Annotated in this window: 14 protein-coding genes; 13 read left to right on the top strand and 1 reads right to left on the bottom strand. The window is 60.3% G+C overall.

Annotation, left to right across the window (positions count from 1 at the left end):
• The 13 genes from waaC to ASC85_RS06450 all read left to right on the top strand — a co-directional run bounded on the left by waaC (position 1) and on the right by ASC85_RS06450 (position 15,389).
• The gene (waaC, locus tag ASC85_RS06510) at positions 1 to 1,059 is read left to right on the top strand and encodes a lipopolysaccharide heptosyltransferase I (RefSeq protein WP_057448699.1); all 1,059 of its coding nucleotides are present in this window, start codon (positions 1 to 3) and stop codon (positions 1,057 to 1,059) included.
• The gene (locus ASC85_RS06505; protein ID WP_057448698.1) at positions 1,059 to 2,183 is read left to right on the top strand and encodes a glycosyltransferase family 4 protein; all 1,125 of its coding nucleotides are present in this window, start codon (positions 1,059 to 1,061) and stop codon (positions 2,181 to 2,183) included. The genes waaC and ASC85_RS06505 overlap by 1 nt, the downstream gene beginning before the upstream one ends.
• Positions 2,180 to 2,986: a lipopolysaccharide core heptose(I) kinase RfaP gene (rfaP, locus tag ASC85_RS06500; RefSeq protein WP_057448697.1), complete on the top strand. Its 807-nt coding sequence runs from the start codon at positions 2,180 to 2,182 to the stop codon at positions 2,984 to 2,986. The genes ASC85_RS06505 and rfaP overlap by 4 nt, the downstream gene beginning before the upstream one ends.
• Positions 2,986 to 3,720 carry a lipopolysaccharide kinase InaA family protein gene (locus tag ASC85_RS06495; RefSeq protein ID WP_057448696.1) on the top strand — a complete coding sequence of 245 codons (735 nt, stop codon included), beginning with the start codon at positions 2,986 to 2,988 and terminating at the stop codon, positions 3,718 to 3,720. The genes rfaP and ASC85_RS06495 overlap by 1 nt, the downstream gene beginning before the upstream one ends.
• Complete coding sequence (locus ASC85_RS06490) at positions 3,717 to 4,469, top strand: lipopolysaccharide kinase InaA family protein (protein WP_057448695.1); 753 nt, start codon at positions 3,717 to 3,719, stop codon at positions 4,467 to 4,469. Before ASC85_RS06495 ends, ASC85_RS06490 begins: the two co-directional genes overlap by 4 nt.
• Positions 4,469 to 5,929 carry a lipopolysaccharide kinase InaA family protein gene (locus ASC85_RS06485; protein ID WP_057448694.1) on the top strand — a complete coding sequence of 487 codons (1,461 nt, stop codon included), beginning with the start codon at positions 4,469 to 4,471 and terminating at the stop codon, positions 5,927 to 5,929. The genes ASC85_RS06490 and ASC85_RS06485 overlap by 1 nt, the downstream gene beginning before the upstream one ends.
• Before the next feature lie 1,287 nt (positions 5,930 to 7,216).
• Positions 7,217 to 8,974 carry a carbamoyltransferase family protein gene (locus tag ASC85_RS06480; protein ID WP_057448693.1) on the top strand — a complete coding sequence of 586 codons (1,758 nt, stop codon included), beginning with the start codon at positions 7,217 to 7,219 and terminating at the stop codon, positions 8,972 to 8,974.
• Positions 8,958 to 10,088, top strand: a complete 1,131-nt coding sequence (locus ASC85_RS06475) for a glycosyltransferase (RefSeq protein WP_057448692.1) — start codon at positions 8,958 to 8,960, stop codon at positions 10,086 to 10,088. Before ASC85_RS06480 ends, ASC85_RS06475 begins: the two co-directional genes overlap by 17 nt.
• Positions 10,089 to 10,985, top strand: coding sequence for an antimicrobial resistance protein Mig-14 (locus ASC85_RS06470; protein ID WP_057448691.1), 897 nt, complete (start codon positions 10,089 to 10,091; stop codon positions 10,983 to 10,985).
• Positions 10,986 to 10,993: 8 nt separating this feature from the next.
• Positions 10,994 to 12,412, top strand: coding sequence for a PIG-L deacetylase family protein (locus ASC85_RS06465; RefSeq protein WP_057448764.1), 1,419 nt, complete (start codon positions 10,994 to 10,996; stop codon positions 12,410 to 12,412).
• 60 nt (positions 12,413 to 12,472) lie between these two features.
• Positions 12,473 to 13,357: a DUF6625 family protein gene (locus ASC85_RS06460; RefSeq protein ID WP_082534327.1), complete on the top strand. Its 885-nt coding sequence runs from the start codon at positions 12,473 to 12,475 to the stop codon at positions 13,355 to 13,357.
• Complete coding sequence (locus ASC85_RS06455; protein WP_057448689.1) at positions 13,354 to 14,508, top strand: glycosyltransferase; 1,155 nt, start codon at positions 13,354 to 13,356, stop codon at positions 14,506 to 14,508. Before ASC85_RS06460 ends, ASC85_RS06455 begins: the two co-directional genes overlap by 4 nt.
• A complete protein-coding gene (locus ASC85_RS06450; protein ID WP_057448688.1) occupies positions 14,505 to 15,389 on the top strand; it encodes a glycosyltransferase in 885 nt (294 codons plus the stop codon). Before ASC85_RS06455 ends, ASC85_RS06450 begins: the two co-directional genes overlap by 4 nt.
• Before the next feature lie 89 nt (positions 15,390 to 15,478).
• On the opposite strand, the gene ASC85_RS06445 is transcribed toward ASC85_RS06450, so the two are convergent.
• On the bottom strand, positions 15,479 to 17,335 hold the full coding sequence (locus ASC85_RS06445) for a bifunctional O-antigen ligase/aminoglycoside phosphotransferase family protein (RefSeq protein WP_057448687.1): 1,857 nt from the start codon (positions 17,333 to 17,335) through the stop codon (positions 15,479 to 15,481).
• Between the last annotated feature and the right edge of the window lie 32 nt (positions 17,336 to 17,367).

Here is a 17,367-nt window from a genome sequence, read left to right as displayed (position 1 = left end):
TTGCGGGTATTGCTGATCAAGACCTCTTCGCTGGGAGATGTGGTCCACACCTTGCCGGCGCTGACCGACGCGGCGCGGGCGATTCCTGGCATCAAGTTCGATTGGGTGGTGGAAGAAGGCTTCGCCGAAATCCCCACCTGGCACCCGGCCGTGGGCAAAGTCATTCCGGTAGCGATCCGTCGCTGGCGCAAGAACCTCTGGCAAACCATCAAGAGCGGCGAATGGCGACGCTTCAAGCAGAACGTGCGCGCCGAAAAGTACGACCTGGTCATCGATGCCCAAGGCCTGCTGAAAAGCGCCTGGTTGACCCGCTACGTCAAGGCCCCGGTGGCTGGTCTGGATAAGAATTCGGCGCGTGAGCCCCTGGCGGCGCGCTTTTATTCCCGACGTCTGGCGGTGGCTCGCGGTCAGCATGCGGTCGAGCGCGTACGGCAGCTATTTGCCCTGGCGCTGGGTTATGACTTGCCGCAGACCCAGGGCAGCTATGGTCTCGACATCGACCGATTGGTGGAGTTGCCACGCCCATACCCCTACGTGGTGTTCCTGCACGGCACGACCTGGGAGTCCAAGCATTGGCCCGAACTTTACTGGCGCCAGCTCACCGAGCGCATGGGGCAGTTCGGCGTGGTGGTAAAACTGCCTTGGGGCAACCCGGCCGAGAAGGCCCGGGCCGAACGCATCGCCAACGGGTTGCGCAACGCCCTGGTGCTGCCGAAGCTGAACCTCGGCGGGATGGGCAAGGTGCTTGCCGGTGCCCAGGCCTGTGTGGCCGTGGACACCGGTCTCGGTCATCTGGCCGCGGCCCTGGACGTACCGACCATTTCGCTGCTCGGCCCGACCAATCCGGTGCTGACCGGCGCCTACGGCAAGGGCCAGATTCACCTTGCCAGTGATTTCCCTTGCGCGCCGTGCATGCAGAAACAATGCACTTACCCGCCGACCGCCGAAGATGCCCGGCGGTTTGACCTGAAACGCGAGCAGCCCCTGTGCTTCACGCGTCTTAACCCCGAGCGTGTTGCCAGCCACCTGAGCACGTTATTGGCTGAGGAGCCGCGCTGATGCAATTGGCTTTTGTCCTTTATAAGTACTTCCCCTTCGGTGGCCTGCAGCGTGACTTCATGCGCATCGCCCTGGAGTGCCAGCGACGCGGTCACCAGATCCGCGTCTACACGCTGATCTGGGAAGGCGACGTGCCGCCCGGCTTCGAAGTGCTGGTGGCGCCCGTCAAGGCGTTGTTCAACCATCGCCGCAACGAGAAGCTCAGTGCGTGGATGGAGGCCGACCTGGCCAAGCGCCCGGTGGACCGTTTGATCGGCTTCAACAAAATGCCCGGCCTGGACGTGTACTACGCCGCCGACGGCTGCTTCGAAGACAAGGCGCAGAACCTGCGCAATTCGCTGTACCGACGCTGGGGCCGCTACCGGCATTTCGCCGAGTACGAACGGGCAGTGTTCGCCAAGGACGCCAAGACCGACGTGCTGATGATTTCCGAAGTCCAGCAGCCACTGTTCATCAAGCACTACGGCACGCCGCTTGAGCGCTTTCACCTGCTGCCACCGGGCATCGCCCAGGACCGGCGGCGACCCGCCGACGCCGACGAGATCCGCGCGGCGTTCCGTGCCGAATTCGAACTGGCCGATGACGATCTGCTGCTGGTGCAGATCGGTTCCGGGTTCAAGACCAAGGGCGTGGATCGCAGCCTCAGGGCCCTGGCCGCGCTGCCCGCCGAATTGAGAAAACGCACTCGGCTGTTTGTAATCGGCCAGGACGACCCCAAGGTATTCCAACTGCAGAGCGCCGCACTGGGGCTCGGTGACAATGTGCGCTTCCTCAAGGGTCGCAGCGACATTCCGCGTTTCCTGCTGGGCGCCGACCTGTTGATCCATCCGGCGTACAACGAGAACACCGGCACCGTACTGCTCGAAGCGCTGGTGGCCGGGTTGCCGGTGCTGGTCAGCGCGGTGTGTGGGTACGCCCATTACATCGCCGAGGCCGACAGTGGCTTGGTGCTGGACGAGCCGTTCGAACAAGCGCAGCTCACCGAGTACCTGGGTCGCATGTTGAACGATGCCGATGCCCGGGTAGCCTGGAGCCGCAACGGTCTGGCCTTCGCCGAGACGGCCGACCTCTACAGCATGCCGCAGCACGCGGCCGATGTGATTTTGGCGGAGCACGCACAATGAAGTTGATGCTGGCCGAACCGTTCAAGAGCCTTTGGGCCGGGCGCGATGCGTTCGCCGAAGTCGAGGCGCTCAAGGGCGAGGTCTATCGCGAACTGGAAGCCCGGCGCACCTTGCGCACGGAGGTGGACGGTCGTGGTTTTTTCGTGAAGATCCACCGCGGCATCGGTTGGGGCGAGATCTTCAAGAACCTGTTCACCGCCAAGCTGCCGGTACTCGGCGCAGGGCAGGAATGGAAAGCGATCCAGCGTTTGCAGGAAGTCGGTGTGCCGACCATGACCGCCGTTGCATACGGCGAGAAGGGCAGCAACCCGGCAGACCAGCACTCGTTCATCGTCACCGAAGAGCTGGCGCCGACCGTCAGCCTCGAAGACTTCAGCATCGACTGGGTCAAGCAGCCGCCGCAACCGGCACTCAAGCGTGCCCTGATCGCCGAAGTGGCGCGCATGACCGGCATGATGCACCGTGCCGGGGTCAATCATCGCGACTGCTACATCTGCCACTTCCTGCTGCACACCGACAAGCCGGTGACACCTGCCGATTTCAAACTTTCGGTGATCGACCTGCACCGCGCCCAGACCCGTCCAGCCATTACCGCTCGCTGGCGCAACAAGGACCTGGCGGCGCTGTATTTCTCGGCGCTGGACATCGGCCTGACCCGCCGCGACAAGTTGCGTTTCCTCAAGGGCTATTTCCAGCAGCCACTGCGCCGGATCCTTGCCGAGGAGGCTTCGCTGCTGGCCTGGCTCGAAGGCAAGGCCAACAAGCTGTATGCCCGCAAGCAACGATACGGGGACGCGCTCTGATGTCGGGTTGGAATCTGGAGCCGGCCTACGCCGATCTGGCGCAGGATTTCGGCAGCCTCGAGGCGGTGTTCGCGTTGCAAGGGGAGCGATTGACCCGTGATCCGTTGTCAGAGGTGATCCGGGTGCAGCGCAACGGCGTGAATTACTACGTCAAGCGCTACGTCGGGGCCGGCAAAGGCTTGCGACGCTACCTGGGCAAACCCCGGGTCAAGTCCGAATGGCAGAACCTCAAGCGCTTCGCCAAATGGGGCATTCCCACCGCCGAAGTCGTGGGCTGGGGCCTGGAGCGAAGCGGCGCGACCTATGCCCGTGGCGCGCTGATTACCCGCGAACTGCCGCATACCGAAGACCTTTCGGCCTTGGCCGACCGTCGCGATCCAAGGCTGGCCGACCGCGCCTGGGTCGATGACGTGAGCCGGCAACTGGCCGGCTACACGCGAACCATGCATGACCACCGTTTCACCCATAACGACCTGAAGTGGCGCAACCTGTTGATCGATGACTGCTCGCGGCTGTTTCTGATCGACTGTCCAAACGGGGACTTCTGGCGTGGCTTCTGGCTCAAGTACCGTATTACCAAGGACCTGGCGTGCCTGGATAAAGTGGCCAAATACCATTTGTCGGCCACGCAGCGCCTGCGGTTCTACCTGCAATATCGCCAGCGCGACCGGCTCGATGCGTGCGACAAAAAACGCATCCGTCACGTGGTGAGATTTTTCGAGGGACGTGAATGACTGATTTTCTGGCCGCTGAAGACCAGGCGTTGTTGCAACGTCATGGCCTGGACAGCTTCGAGGCCTTGTGGGCACGGCAACTGGACGCGGTGGACGAGCCCAACACTTCGGGTGACGGCTGGAGCAGTGTGTTCCGGCTGGAGCTGGAGGGGCAGGGTTATTACCTCAAGCGCCAGAGCAATTACCTGACCCGGACCTTGTCCCACCCGTTTGGCGAGCCGAGTTTCTCCCGGGAATTTCGTAACATCAGCCGCTATCGCCAACTGGGCATTCCGGCCCTGCAAGCGGTGTTCTATGGCCAGCGCAAGGTGAACGGCGAGGTGCGGGCGATCCTGCTGACCCGTGCCCTGGACGGCTGGGATGACCTGGATTCACTGGTGCAGCGCTGGTCGAGCCTGACGGCGGCGCAGCGCACTACCATCCTCAACGCCTGCGGTCAGTTGGCGCGGCGCCTGCACGGCATGCATCAGGTGCACGGTTGCTTCTATCCAAAACACATCTTCCTGCAAGCCACCGCCGACGGCTATCAGGCGCAATTGATCGACCTGGAAAAGACCCGGCCGCTATTGTTCGGCCTGCGCGATCGGATCAAGGACCTGGAGCCTTTGCTGCGGCGCGCTTTTGCCTGGAGTGATGCCGATGTGCGCCAGTTACTGTCCAGTTATCTGGACCAGCCGCTCGACAGTGGGCTGGTCGACCGCTGGATGACCCGTCTGAGCGCTCGGCGCAGCCACAAGGAAGCCCGTTGATGCATTTGTCTGAATTGAAGAATGCCGGCCGCAACCCGAGCCTGCCCCTGAGCCTGGAACTGGCCGATGCCGCCGGCTCGGCGAAGTTGCAACTGCTTTCGCTGTTGCGGGTGTTGCCGGGGCAGCGTTATGTCGGCGCGGGCGTCTGGCGCGGCCGGCCGGTGTTGGCCAAATTATTGGTGGGCAACAAGGCCGCCCGGCATTTCCAGCGGGAATTGCAAGGCGTGCGCCTGCTGGCAGCGCAGGGGCTGACCACGCCGTTGTTGCTGGCCGATGGCCTGAAAGAGGGTGAAGGCGGCTGGTTGTTGTTCGAATTGCTCGAAGGCGCCGAGAGCCTGGGGGATGCCTGGAAACAGGTCGAGCACCTGCCCTTGCTGGCCGACGAGCAGACGGCGGTACTGGCCGAAGCCCTGGGCGCTATCGCGCAATTGCACAGCAAAGGCCTGTGGCAGGAAGACCTGCACCTGGACAATCTGCTGCGTCACGACGGCAAACTCTATTTGATCGACGGCGCCGGCATCCGCGCGGAAACCCCAGGGCAGCCGCTGTCGCGGCAGAAAGTCCTGGAGAACCTGGGGGTGTTTTTCGCCCAGCTTCCCAAAGCCCTCCAGCCGTTCAATGAAGAACTGTTGGTGTACTACCTGCTGGGCAACGCCGAACATGCGCTGCCAATGGAGGCGCTGCAAAAACAGATCGACAAGGTGCAAGCCTGGCGCCTGAAGGATTTCCTCGCGAAAGTCGGGCGCGAGTGCAGCCTGTTCAGCGTGCAGCGCGGGGCGTTCGGCCTGCGGGCGATCCGCCGAGATGAAGAAGCGGCCATGATACCGGTGCTGGAGCAGGCCGATGCATTGCTCGACCAGGGCCACCTGTACAAGACCGGCGGCGCGGCCAGTGTCGGCAAAGTCGAGGTGAGCGGTCGTACCTTGGTGATCAAACGCTACAACATCAAGAACTTCGCCCATTGGCTCAAGCGCTTCTGGCGCCCGAGTCGCGCCTGGCATTCCTGGCGCGAGGGCCATCGCCTGGCCTTTCTCGGCATCGCCACGCCCAAGCCCCTGGCGCTGCTGGAAAAGCGTTTCCTGTGGCTGCGCCGCGGCGCTTACCTTGTCACCGAACACCTGGCGGGGCCGGACATCATCGAGCGCTTCGGCCCTTACGTGCAAAACGGTGACGCTCCCGAGGCGGAGTTGCTGGCGCTGGATCACTTGTTCGCCGACCTCATCCGTGAACGTATCAGCCACGGCGACTTCAAGGGCCACAACCTGTTCTGGCAGCACGACCGCTGGGCGCTGATCGACCTCGACTCGATGTGCCAACACCGTACCCACGCCAGCTTCGCTCAGGCCTACGCCCGGGATCGCGCACGGTTCATGCGCAATTGGCCGCAGGACAGCGCGCTGTATCGGGTGATTGATGAGCGGGTGCCCAAAACAGTCGATAGCGCCTCGTCCACCCTATGAACCCCAAGTGAAGACCCAGCTGTTCACTTGAGGTCCCCGATGCATCCTCGCCACGGACTGCATAGACCTTAAGGTCGAGAAAGGGGGCGGATTCAGGTGTGAAATGCACTGCCGCCTTCGCGAGCAAGTTTTGCTCCCACAAATCTGACGGGTGTATGACTGGAGAACCAGGTCGGCTGACAGGCCGCTTTCGCGAGCAGGCTCGCTCCCACAATGGGACCGGAGTACGACCGGGGGAATCAGGTCGGCTGTCAGGCCGCCTCGCGAGCAAGCTTTGCTCCCACAGATCTGATGGGTATGACCGGAAGAACCAGGTCGGCTACTAGGCCGCCTCGCGGTGGGGCAGAAGCGTTTTGCTTACTTTTGACTGGGCCGGCTTCCGGGCTTTTCGAAAGTGACCCGCTGTTGGGCGGAACCCTAAGCAGCCGTTACCGAAGAAACGGATATACACCCCACCTCATCCCCACCCCATTCCATCCAAAAAAATACCATCGCAAGGCACTTCAATGTATTTCAAAAAATGTAGGAATCTTCTACTCCATGAAAATAAAAAATCCACAGTAAAAGAATAATACCCGTTCCCTGCGTCGCGCTGAGTCAATCTTTGGTAAGGACTGTTAGGTTCCCGTTGAGCGGTTTTAACGTCATAGGCGGTAAGTTGCACCCACAAATTATAGTATCCAGCTTTAATTTTTACTGTTCCGTTCCTACGATTTTGCACTTCAAGACTAATCGCCGAGCTGCCGTCTGCGGCGCCTCGTGATGACATTACTCCCCCCATCACCTGTTGTGGCTAATACAAGATCGCGTTCAATTGCATTGGTTTTTAAAGGGCTCGCCACTGTCAATGTTGACAGTGGCGACAAGCAGTTGCTTGAGTTATACAGAGTTATTGATTATTCCGTTGGGCTCTGTGTTTTTGTATGCCCAGCTCTAGCTGTCGGAATGGATCACCTGGCCGTATAGGCTGTCTTTTATTTGTCTTTTGCGGATGTTCAGATACTGCATGGGAGGCAGGCATCGCTCGTTGTCGAAAGTGCGTACAAGCGTTTACGTGCCCACAAAACACGACCGGTCGATGTGTTCAAGGTTAAAAATCTTTAGCGCCGTGAGCGTCAATGAGTGCCCGAGCGACAGTGCTCAACAAGCTCCCACTCACTGCTAGAGGTTTAAGGGCGCTTTTAAGCTATAATCCCGCCCTTTAGCTGCCCCGTGCCCCAAGTGCGCGGCACATCAATTTTTCGAGGCGCTTGTCGCCCGTATGCAGACATAAGAGGCTAGACCCCTGTGGCATTGACGATTCTTGGCCTGTCCGGCGCCCTTAGCCATGATCCTTCCGCAGCGCTGTACATTGACGGCAAGCTGATCGCGGCGGCCGAGGAAGAGCGCTTCGTACGCGATAAACATGCAAAGAACCGCATGCCCTACGAATCGGCGAAGTTCTGCCTGGAGCAGGCCGGCATCAAGCCTTCCGACGTCGATGTGGTGGCGATCCCCTTCGCCCCGATCAGCCTGTTCGGCGAGGCGCGCTGGCACTACGCCAAGCGTTACTGGTACGCCCCGGACCGGGCCCTCGACGCGATCCTGATGGGCAACCGTCGCTACAAGCGCTATCGCCGCAAGATCGTCTGGTGCCTGGAACAACTGGGCTTCGATCCGAAAAAGATCAAGATCGAGCCGGTCGAGCATCACCTGGCCCACGCCTCCAGCGCCTACCACTGCTCGGGCTTCCAGGAGAAAACCGCAATCCTGGGCATCGACGGCAAGGGCGAATACGCCACGACCTTCTTCGGCTATGGTGAAAACGGCAAGATCCACAAGATCAAGGAGTTCTTCGACCCGGACTCCCTGGGCGGCCTGTACGGCGCGATCACCGAGTTCCTGGGCTTTGAAATGCTCGATGGCGAGTTCAAGGTCATGGGCATGGCGCCCTACGGCGATGCCAGCAAGTACGATTTCTCGCGCCTGGCCTCTTTTGAAAACGGCGAGCTGGTGATCAACACCGACTACGCCAACGTGATCGGCCTGCGTCGCTATAAGGAGAAGGGCAAGGGCTTCTACTTCTCGCCGAAGCTGATCGAATGGCTCGGCCCGAAACGTGAAGGCGACATCGCCGATGAGCCGTACATTCACTACGCGGCGAGCATGCAAGCGCTGTTCGAGAAGCTCGCGCTGCAAATGATCGATCATTACCTGGGCGACGTGCTCAAGGAAACCGGCAAGCTGGCCTTCGCCGGCGGCTGCGCGTTGAACGTCAAGTTGAACCAGAAAATCATCGCCCGTGACGACGTCAAGGAGCTGTTCGTGCAACCGGCTTCCGGCGACGCCGGTACTGCCGTGGGTGCGGCGGCTTATGTGTCCCACGCCCGTGGCGTGCCAGTAGAGAAGATGGAACACGTCTACCTCGGCCCGGCCTACAGCAACGAAGACGTGATCGCTGCGTGCGCCCGTCATCCGAGCAAGCCTGCGTGGCGCAAGATCGACAACACCCCCGAGCGTATCGCCAAGATCATGGTCGACGGCAACCCGGTGGCCTGGTTCCAGGGGCGCATGGAGTTTGGCCCGCGCGCCTTGGGCGGTCGTTCGATCATCGGTTGCCCAAGCGCCAGCGGCGTGGCCGATCGGATCAACGAACAGATCAAGTTCCGCGAACGCTGGAGGCCTTTCTGCCCGTCGATGCTCGACACCGTTGCGCCGCAGATGATCAAGGTCGATCACCCGGCGCCGTTCATGACCTTCACCTTCGAAGTGGCCGAAGAATGGAAAACCCGCGTGCCGGAAGTCGTCCATGAAGACGGCACGTCCCGGGCCCAGGTGCTCAAGCGCGAATACAACCCGCGTTACTACGACATGATGAAGGCCCTGGAAGTCCTGACCGGCAACGGCGTGTCGCTGAACACCTCGCTCAATCGTCGTGGCGAACCGATGATCTGCTCGCCGACCGATGCGCTGAACATGTTCTTCGGTTCCGATCTGCAATACTTGATTATGGAAGACATCCTGGTGGTCAAAGACGGCGTGGACGCTTATGACACGCTCGGCTGAGCGACATGTGCTGCAATTCTGCCACGGTTATGACGGGCCGTTCCTGGACTGCGCCCGTCAGTACGCCAGCCTGTTCGTGGGCACTGGCTATCGCGTGACCACGGTGTTTCTCACCGGGGCGGCGGATGCGCAAGTAGCCGCCGCTTGTGCCTCGGACGAGGTGCTGTTCATGGAGTACAGCTCCAGTGCCATTCGTGGCCTGAAGCTGGGCGCCATCAGCGACCTGCGCAAGATTGCCGCCTCGCGCAATTTCAGTTTCTGCATTGCCCATCGCTTCAAGCCGATTTACATCGCCCTGCTCGGCACCCGCTTGCCGGTGATTGGCGTGCATCATGCCTTCGGTGACTATCAGCGGCGTACCCGCCGGCTGTTCGCCCAGGTTTTTCGTAAACGCCTGAGCCTGCTCGGGGTTTCCGATGCGGTGCGTGACGACATGCGCCGCTGCCTGCCGAAATGGCCGGCTGCCCGGATCCAGACCCTCTACAACCGCATCGACCTCGACGCCACGCAGGCCAGCCTGGTCTCCCGGGAGGAGGCACGGCAGACCCTGGGGCTGGATGCGCACGCCTGGATTGTCGGCAATGTCGGCCGTCTGCACCCGGACAAGGACCAGGCCACCTTGTTGCGTGGTTTTGCTACGGCATTGGCGTATCTGCCAGCCAACAGCCAGTTGGCGATTCTCGGTGAGGGACGTCGGGAGCCGGAGCTGCGGGCGTTGGCGCTGGAGCTAGGCATCGCCGACCGCGTGCTGTTGCTCGGCCAGGTGCCCGAGGCGCGCCGTTATTTCCGCGCGTTCGATGTGTTTGCCCTGAGTTCCGACCATGAGCCGTTTGGCATGGTGCTGCTCGAAGCCATGGCTGCCGGCGTACCGTTGCTGGCCACTGCTTGCGGTGGTGCCAAGGAAGTGGTCGAAGGCGTCGGTATCCTGTTTCCGCTCGGTGACGCCGAGCACATGGCCCAGGGGCTGCAACACCTGGTGGCCATGGACGATCTGCAGCGTCGCCAATGCGCCGAGCTGATGCTTGATCGCTTGCGCGAGCGCTTCTCTGATCGCGCCGTACGCGAGGCATTCTGGCGTTTGCCCCAAGTCACCGAACTGGCGCCGAGGGCCTGAATGTTCAATCGATTCCAAGGCTGGCGTGAGCGCGGCTGGACAGCCGTAGACGCGTCGATTTATGCCCAGGCCTGGCAGCGTTTTGGCGGCAGTGTGGCGACTCATCCCCTGGTGGTCGAGCGCCTGGCGGCCCTGGCCGGGATTCCCGTGCGTTATCTGGCGTTCGAGCAGAACGGTGAACTCAAGGCGGCCATACCGACCTGGGGCCGCGACCTGGCGTTGTCCAAGGACGTGCTCAAGCGCAGTGGCAAGAAGGGCTTGTTCGACCTGGGTAATGCCGAGCTGATCCTGCCGGCGGCGCCCGATGCACAAGCACCGTTGCGTCATCGTGGACGTTATCTGTCGGCCCTCAACGAGGGGCGTTTCAGTGGCTTGAAGTTGCAGCAGGAACAATTGGCCATGGCCCGCGCGCCGGAAGAGCTGTCCAAGAAGTTTCGCTACAACCAGCGCCGTGAGCTGCGCTTGCTGGAAGAGGCGGGCGGGGTCGTGCGGCCGGTCGGCGAATTTTCCAGTGCCGAGCTGGCTTCGATCTACTGCGACCTGTTCCTGCGTCGCTGGGGCTTTGCGGCCACCGGTGCCGAGCGCATGGGCGAGGTGATCGAGTTGCTGCGCGAATGGCTGATCGGTTCGGTGATCTTCCTCAACGATGCGCCGATTGCCATCCAATTGGTGTATCGCGTCGAAGCGCCCGAGTGGATCAGCGTCGAGTACATCAACGGTGGCGTCGACCCACAGACTCGCGAATTCAGCCCCGGCAGTGTGTTGAGCTTTCTCAACACCCAGAGCGCCTGGGAACATGCCCGTGCCGCCGGCAAGCCGTTGCGTTTTTCGTTCGGCCGGGCGGACCGGGAGTACAAGGACCGTTGGTGCAACCCCGTGCCGGTGTTTACCGTATGAACCCACCGATCAGTCGCAAGCAACAGTTGCTCAAGCGCCACCGTCGCAACAAGCGCGTGGGGCTGCTGCTCGCCCTCATCGCGCTGATCTCGCTGGGGGTGGCAGTGGCCTGGTGGTTGCCCCTGGTGCTGGCGGTGCTGGGCTGGATCGCCCATGAAGCGTGGTTCGCCGATCATCTGTTCTATTCGCCCAGGGATGATTACCAGTACAGCTTCCCGCCGTTCACCCAGCAACCCAAGGTGCACCTCAATGCCGGGCGGCTGCGGCTGGACGAAGGCGTGATTCTGGACGATGGTGCGACGCTGATTCTCGCGTTGCGGGTCAAGAGCACCTGGCTGGGGCGCTTCATCGATCCGGTTGTCGAATTGTTGGGCGGTGAAAGGGACCTGCAAACGTTCGAGCGCGGGGTCAACGGCCTGCGCTATCTCAATCTCAGCGAGCAGGGCGCGGCGTTGTCCCGAGGCGAACTGCGCCTGCGCGGGCGTCATTGCCGTTTGCTGGGCGAGCCGACGCTATGGTCGTTCACGCCGCCGCAAGTGCAGCGCCAGCGGGTGATGGTCATCGCTCCCCATGCCGACGATGCGGAGCTGGCCGCCTACGGCTTGTACAGCCAGGCCGACGAAGCCTGGATCGTCACGCTGACCGCCGGTGAAATCGAAGCCGAACATTATCGACAGATGGGCTTGGACCGCGTCGAAGCTGCGCGGCTCAAGGGCCGTTTGCGCGCCTGGGACAGCATTGCCGTGCCGCGTTGGGCCGGGGTGCCTGAAGCGCACTGTGTGCAGTTGGGTTACTTCTGCCTGCAACTGGCCGCCATGCAAGCGGCGCCGAGCCAACCCCAAGGTTCTCGCGAGGCTGACCTGAGCGATACCCGGCTGTTCCGTCAGTTGAACCCGTTCCTGCTGCCTGGCGATGCCGACGGCGCGCCGACCTGGAACAACCTGTTGGCGGACCTGCGCGAACTGCTGCTCAAGGCGCGTCCCGAGGTCATTGTGTTGCCGCATCCGACCCTTGATCCGCACCCCGACCATCTCTGCGCCCATCATGCCGTCCTGCAAGCCCTCGAAGGACTGGAGTGGCAGCCGACCACGTTGTTGGGCTACGCCAATCACTTGCACGACAACGATCGTTGGCCCATGGGCAATACCGGAGAAGGCGTGGCATTGCCGCCGGTCTTCGATCCAGGTCAGTTGATGCAACCCTTGAGCTTGCCTTTATCATTGGCAGCCCAGCGGGACAAGGCCATGGCCTTGGGAATGATGCATGACCTGCAACCGCCTGCGCCTTTGAAGCGCCGGTTGAGGCGGTGGATACAGTATGTCCTGACCCGTAGAGTGAGGTCTGTTTATGGCGAGAACGATTTTTTCCGTAAAGCGGTCAGGCGTCACGAACTCCTCTGGCTGCTGACGCCTGCGAAGCACAGGTAACACATAAATGACGCATTACCGCCTCCAGCGTCCTTCGTCCTTGGTGAATGTGAGCTTGCTGTGATCAATCCATGCCCGCGTATTCTTTTTATCATTCCGTATTTCGGACGCTGGCCGTTCTGGATGCCATTGTTTCTCGAAAGTTGCCGGCGTAACGCTGATATTGATTGGCTGTTGTTCAGTGACTGCGGTGTTCCGGAAAATCTTCCGCCGAACGTGACGGTCGAAAGCACCACGTTCGAGGCGTATTGCCAGCTGGTTTCCCGGCGACTGGAGATCGAATTCAGGCCGAAACAGCCCTACAAGCTGTGTGATATCAAGCCTGCCCTCGGGTACATTCATGTCGATCGTCTCGACGGCTATGACTTTTGGGCTTTTGGCGATATCGACCTGGTGTACGGTGATCTTCGGCAGTATTTCACCGCTGAACGCCTGGCCAGCCATGATGTGTTTTCCACCCATGAGCGACGTGTCGCTGGCCATTTGTGCTTGATACGCAACAGCGCCCGTGCACGTGAAGTGTTCAAGCTGATCAAACACTGGAAAGAACGTTTTACCGATGATCGGCACCACGCGCTGGACGAAGGTGCGTTCAGCCGTATTTTCCTGTGGCGCAAGAATTTTCCCGAGCCGCTGTTTACCCTGGTGGGTAAATTCAATCCATGGCGTCGACGCAGTGAGTTCACAGAAGCGTTCAGCACGCCGGGTGGATGCATAAAGTGGCATGACGGTTCGGAGAATTTCCCCCTTCGCTGGTACTGGCGTAATGGTCGCCTGACGAATGATCGGGATGGAGACCGCGTTTTCCCTTATTTTCATTTCGTCTGCTGGAAGCGCAACGAGTGGTCGGCCCTGCCCGAGCCAGATCCTGCCGGGATACAACGGCTGGCGACATCGCCTGCCTGGATGATTGATGCGGCGGGTTTGCACCAAGGAGAATTATGAGTCAGCGGTTGAAGGTGCTGCAGCTGCAGCCGGATTACAACGTTAAGCAGCATGATTTCGCCGATCTTGCGGAACAGATCGTCAAGGCCCTGCCCAGTGAACGCTACGAGGTGACAGCGGCTTTTTTGCGTGGTCGCCCAGGGCCTGGCGAAGCCGTCAGTCGGGCGGACCGTTCAGTTTATTTCGAGTTTTCCGACAAGGCGCTCAAGGGAATGCGCCTTCGTGCGATGTGGCAGTTGTACCAGTTCTGTCGCCGGGAAAAATTCGATGTTGTCGTGTGCAATCGTTTCAAACCCGTCAACATGATGTTGCAGCTCAATCGATGGTTGAAAATCCCGCTGTGCATCGGCATTTCCCACGGGTTCGGGGAATATGACCGGTTTTATCGTCGCCGCCAGACGCAGCGGCTCGTGGATCGCCACTGGCGGTTTGTCGGCGTGTCGCCGGCCGTCAAGCAGTATCTGCTGGACTGTCGTTGCGGTTTTACCGACTCCAATACCTACGCCATCACCAACGCCATTGATATCGAACAGGCTGAAGCCTTGCAGCACCCGCGTGAGCGCGCCCGTGAACTGTTGGGTATCAACCCTTCGGTGAGGCTGATTGGTGCCTTGGGTCGGTTGGTTCCGGTCAAGGGGCACACATACCTGCTGCAAGCCTTTGCCGCGCTCAAGGACAAATACCCTACGGCCCAACTGGCGATCATTGGCGCCGGACGGGAAGAGTCCCGGCTGGCGGCGCAGATCGATCAGTTGGGGCTGAGGGATCGCGCCCACCTGTTGGGTTTCAAGGAAAACGCTCTGCAATACGTGAGGGCATTCGATATCTGGACCATGCCCTCCCTGGCCGAAGGCTTGGGCCTGGCGTTGCTGGAAGGCATGAGTGGACATCTGCCGGTGATCGCTTCGGACGTACCGGCCATGTTGCCATTGATTGAGGGGGCCGGAGGCCTGGCGGTAACGCCCGCCGATGTGCCGAGCCTGATAACGGCACTCGACACCTACCTGGGGCTTTCGGACTCCGAGCTCCAGGCCTGTGGCGAGCGAGCCTATCGATACCTTGTCGAGCAGCACGACATCGAAGTATTCCGTCGGCAATACCTTGAGCTGATCGAGACCGGCCTGAATGAAGCCCAAAAGGAGCAGCCATGAGCACCGCGCAACCTGTCGTAAGCGTGATCATCGCGTCTTACAACCATGGCCGATACATTGAGGAATGCATCCTCAGTGTCCTGGGGCAGACCTATCCGAGCATAGAGCTGCTGGTCATCGATGATGGTTCCACTGATGACAGCGTCGAACGTATCCAGCGCTTGCAGGCGGTGCACGGCTTTGACTTTCGGGTCCAGCAGAACCAGGGACTGACCAATACGCTTAACGAAGCGGTCGCTCGCTGCAGTGGCAGCTTGATTGTGCCGTTTGGTTCCGACGACATTATGCTGCCCGAGCGGATTGCCGTTCAGGTGGCCTACATGGACGGCAAGCCCGAGGTCGGTATCTGTGCGGGTAATATCGAACTGATCGATGCCGACGGGAATCTTTTTCCCGAGAGTCGTCAGAACCGCGAGGTACCCTTCCGGCGACTGGATTTCGAAGACATGTTCATGGAGCGCAAGCCCTACCCGCCGGCACCGACCCTGATGATTCGTCGCGAGGCGCTGGAGAAGGTAGGTGGGTTCGATCCGCAGATTCGCCTGGAAGACCTGTTGATCGAGCTGAAAGTGACCCGGGCCGGTTATTTTATCGATGGCCTGAGTGTCTTGATGGCGCGCTATCGCAAGCACGCAACCAACTCCTACAAGAACCATCGGTTCATGACCGACAGTATTCTGCGTACCTATGCCTTGTTCAGCGATCATCCGCTTTATGACCAGGTGCGCTATAAGTTTCTCAATTCCATGTTCCTGAAAACGTCCAACCGCGACCATACGTTCGCCCGTGAATTATTGGCGCAGATTCCCTTCAGGGCCTGGAATAAAAAAACCTGGCGAGGCTTGGGTCGGCTGTTTTTCTGCCCGCTGGAAAAACACTGAAGCCCGATCACCTTTGGCGAAGAAATCCAGGCCGCTACATTCGGTATCGAAGAGCGGCCTGCGCTAAAAGCCTGGGGTTCGAGGGGGCATCATGCCCGGGCTGGGTTGCTTCCCGACAAAATACGCTTTTGCAGGTTATCAACGGCTGTTTTTGAGGCAACCGTGGCGTAGCCGTCAAGCAGCGCCTCAAGATGTTGTTCGAAAAGCCAGCCGTAATCTTCCTTATAACGCTGCATGTGGCGCAGGTTTCGCTGGCGAAGCGCGATCCTGAGGGACGACGGATAGAGATGCAGGTCGGCGACATCGATCAGGCCGAATTCACCGTTTTCCAGCACCAGCACATTGCCCAGGTGCAGTGAGCGAAAGTAAACACCTCGTTCGTGCAGTTGCGCCATGAACCTACCAAAGCCTTCGACCAGGGCGTGGCGCTGCGCGGGCGTAGAAGTATCTTGCAGCGCCTGGCGCAAGGTCATTCCTGGGAGGGGAACGTAGTGCACTGCGCTGCTGCCATCGTTCAGATGGTACACGTGGCGGATTGTCGGGCTCGGTATTCCCAGGTTTTGCAATTGTTGGCTGTGCACCGCAAAGCGCTCGGAATAAGGATTGAAGCCGCCCGAGGTGTACCAGCGGCGGGCGCGAAACAGCTTGAGAAAATCTCCCCCCTCCAGGCGCAGGACTTTTGGTCCCAGACCGTCGGATTCGATCACTTGGGCGCCTGAGGCAAGGCTGTCCAGGGCTTGCGGCGTCAGCCGTTGCACAGGCGTGACCAGCAAGCGCCTGGCGCGATAATTGATGCTCAAGGCGGCGATCAGGGCCAGGGGGATCCACAGCAGGAACCAGTGCTCCTTCGGCCGGGAAAGAATGCCACCACCTTCAGTCAGCCCTGCTGCCATGCCATATACCAGCCAGGTGGAAGCGACCACCAACAAGGGCTGGACCCGATAACGCCAACTGTTCAGCAAGCCCCAGGCCTGGAAAAAGATCCATGGAACAAAGCCAATAATCCCGACGTAGTACAGGACCCCGAGGGCAAAGTTATGAGGCTCCGCCAGCATGTAGCCGATGCCTGGATCCACCTCCAGGTCGGCGCCGAAGCCGTGACCGATCCAGGGATGCTCGGCTATCGACTGCAAGATGATCTGCCAGATCTCGAAGCGGTACGAGTCCCCGCGGGCGAAGATCATCTCGGAGAACAATACGCTTGTGACGCCGCCGCCAATGATCAGGAGACTGAACAAGGCAAGCGAACGACGATTCCAGCAAAGGATGCCTATCCAGATGGCGGCGGCGCACAATGCGACCAAGGGGGTCCGTGAGCCGGTAGCGACGACCGCGGAGAACATGATCAGGGCCGCAGGGACAGTCAGCCAGAAAATATGGCGATTTTTCCAGAGCATGCTCAGGCTTAACCAGTAGACGCAGAAAAAACCGTACAGGTGTGAGGCGAGCAGTGGATTGTCGAAGGCGCCGCCGCCAATCAGGCGCATTTGCGGCTGATATATCTGGGCAAACGCATACAAATTGTAGAGCGTGGCGATCAGGGCGACCGTTGCCGCGCAAAACAGTAGAGGGTGCAGCAGGTCGCTACGATAGCGCACCAACAGGTAACAGCCGACGAACAAGAACGCGGTATGCAATGCGGTTTTGATCAGGCGCGCGATATTTTCGGTCTCGGGTGCCCACGACGCGCTGATCAGCGCCCAGCCCGCGAACATCAAGAGGGCAACGAAAATCGGCTCGCGGATCAGCTCCTTCAACGCGCTCGGCCTCAGGCACACGGCTATGAGGGCGGGGATGCTGAACAAACCGTAGAACAATTTATGGTGCTGGCTGCGCCCCGGCAGAAAGAACAAGGCACACAGGAGCAGCAAGAAGCCAAGTGGAAGAATCCATTGGCAGATGAAGTCGAAAACTCTATTGGACGTGGCGAGGTGCTTGGATAACATGCTTAGGAATTCATTCCTGAAAATCGGTTGGC

Source organism: Pseudomonas sp. Root401, assembly GCF_001425105.1.
GTDB lineage: Bacteria > Pseudomonadota > Gammaproteobacteria > Pseudomonadales > Pseudomonadaceae > Aquipseudomonas > Aquipseudomonas brassicacearum.
This window is presented reverse-complemented; position numbering and strand designations above follow the sequence as displayed.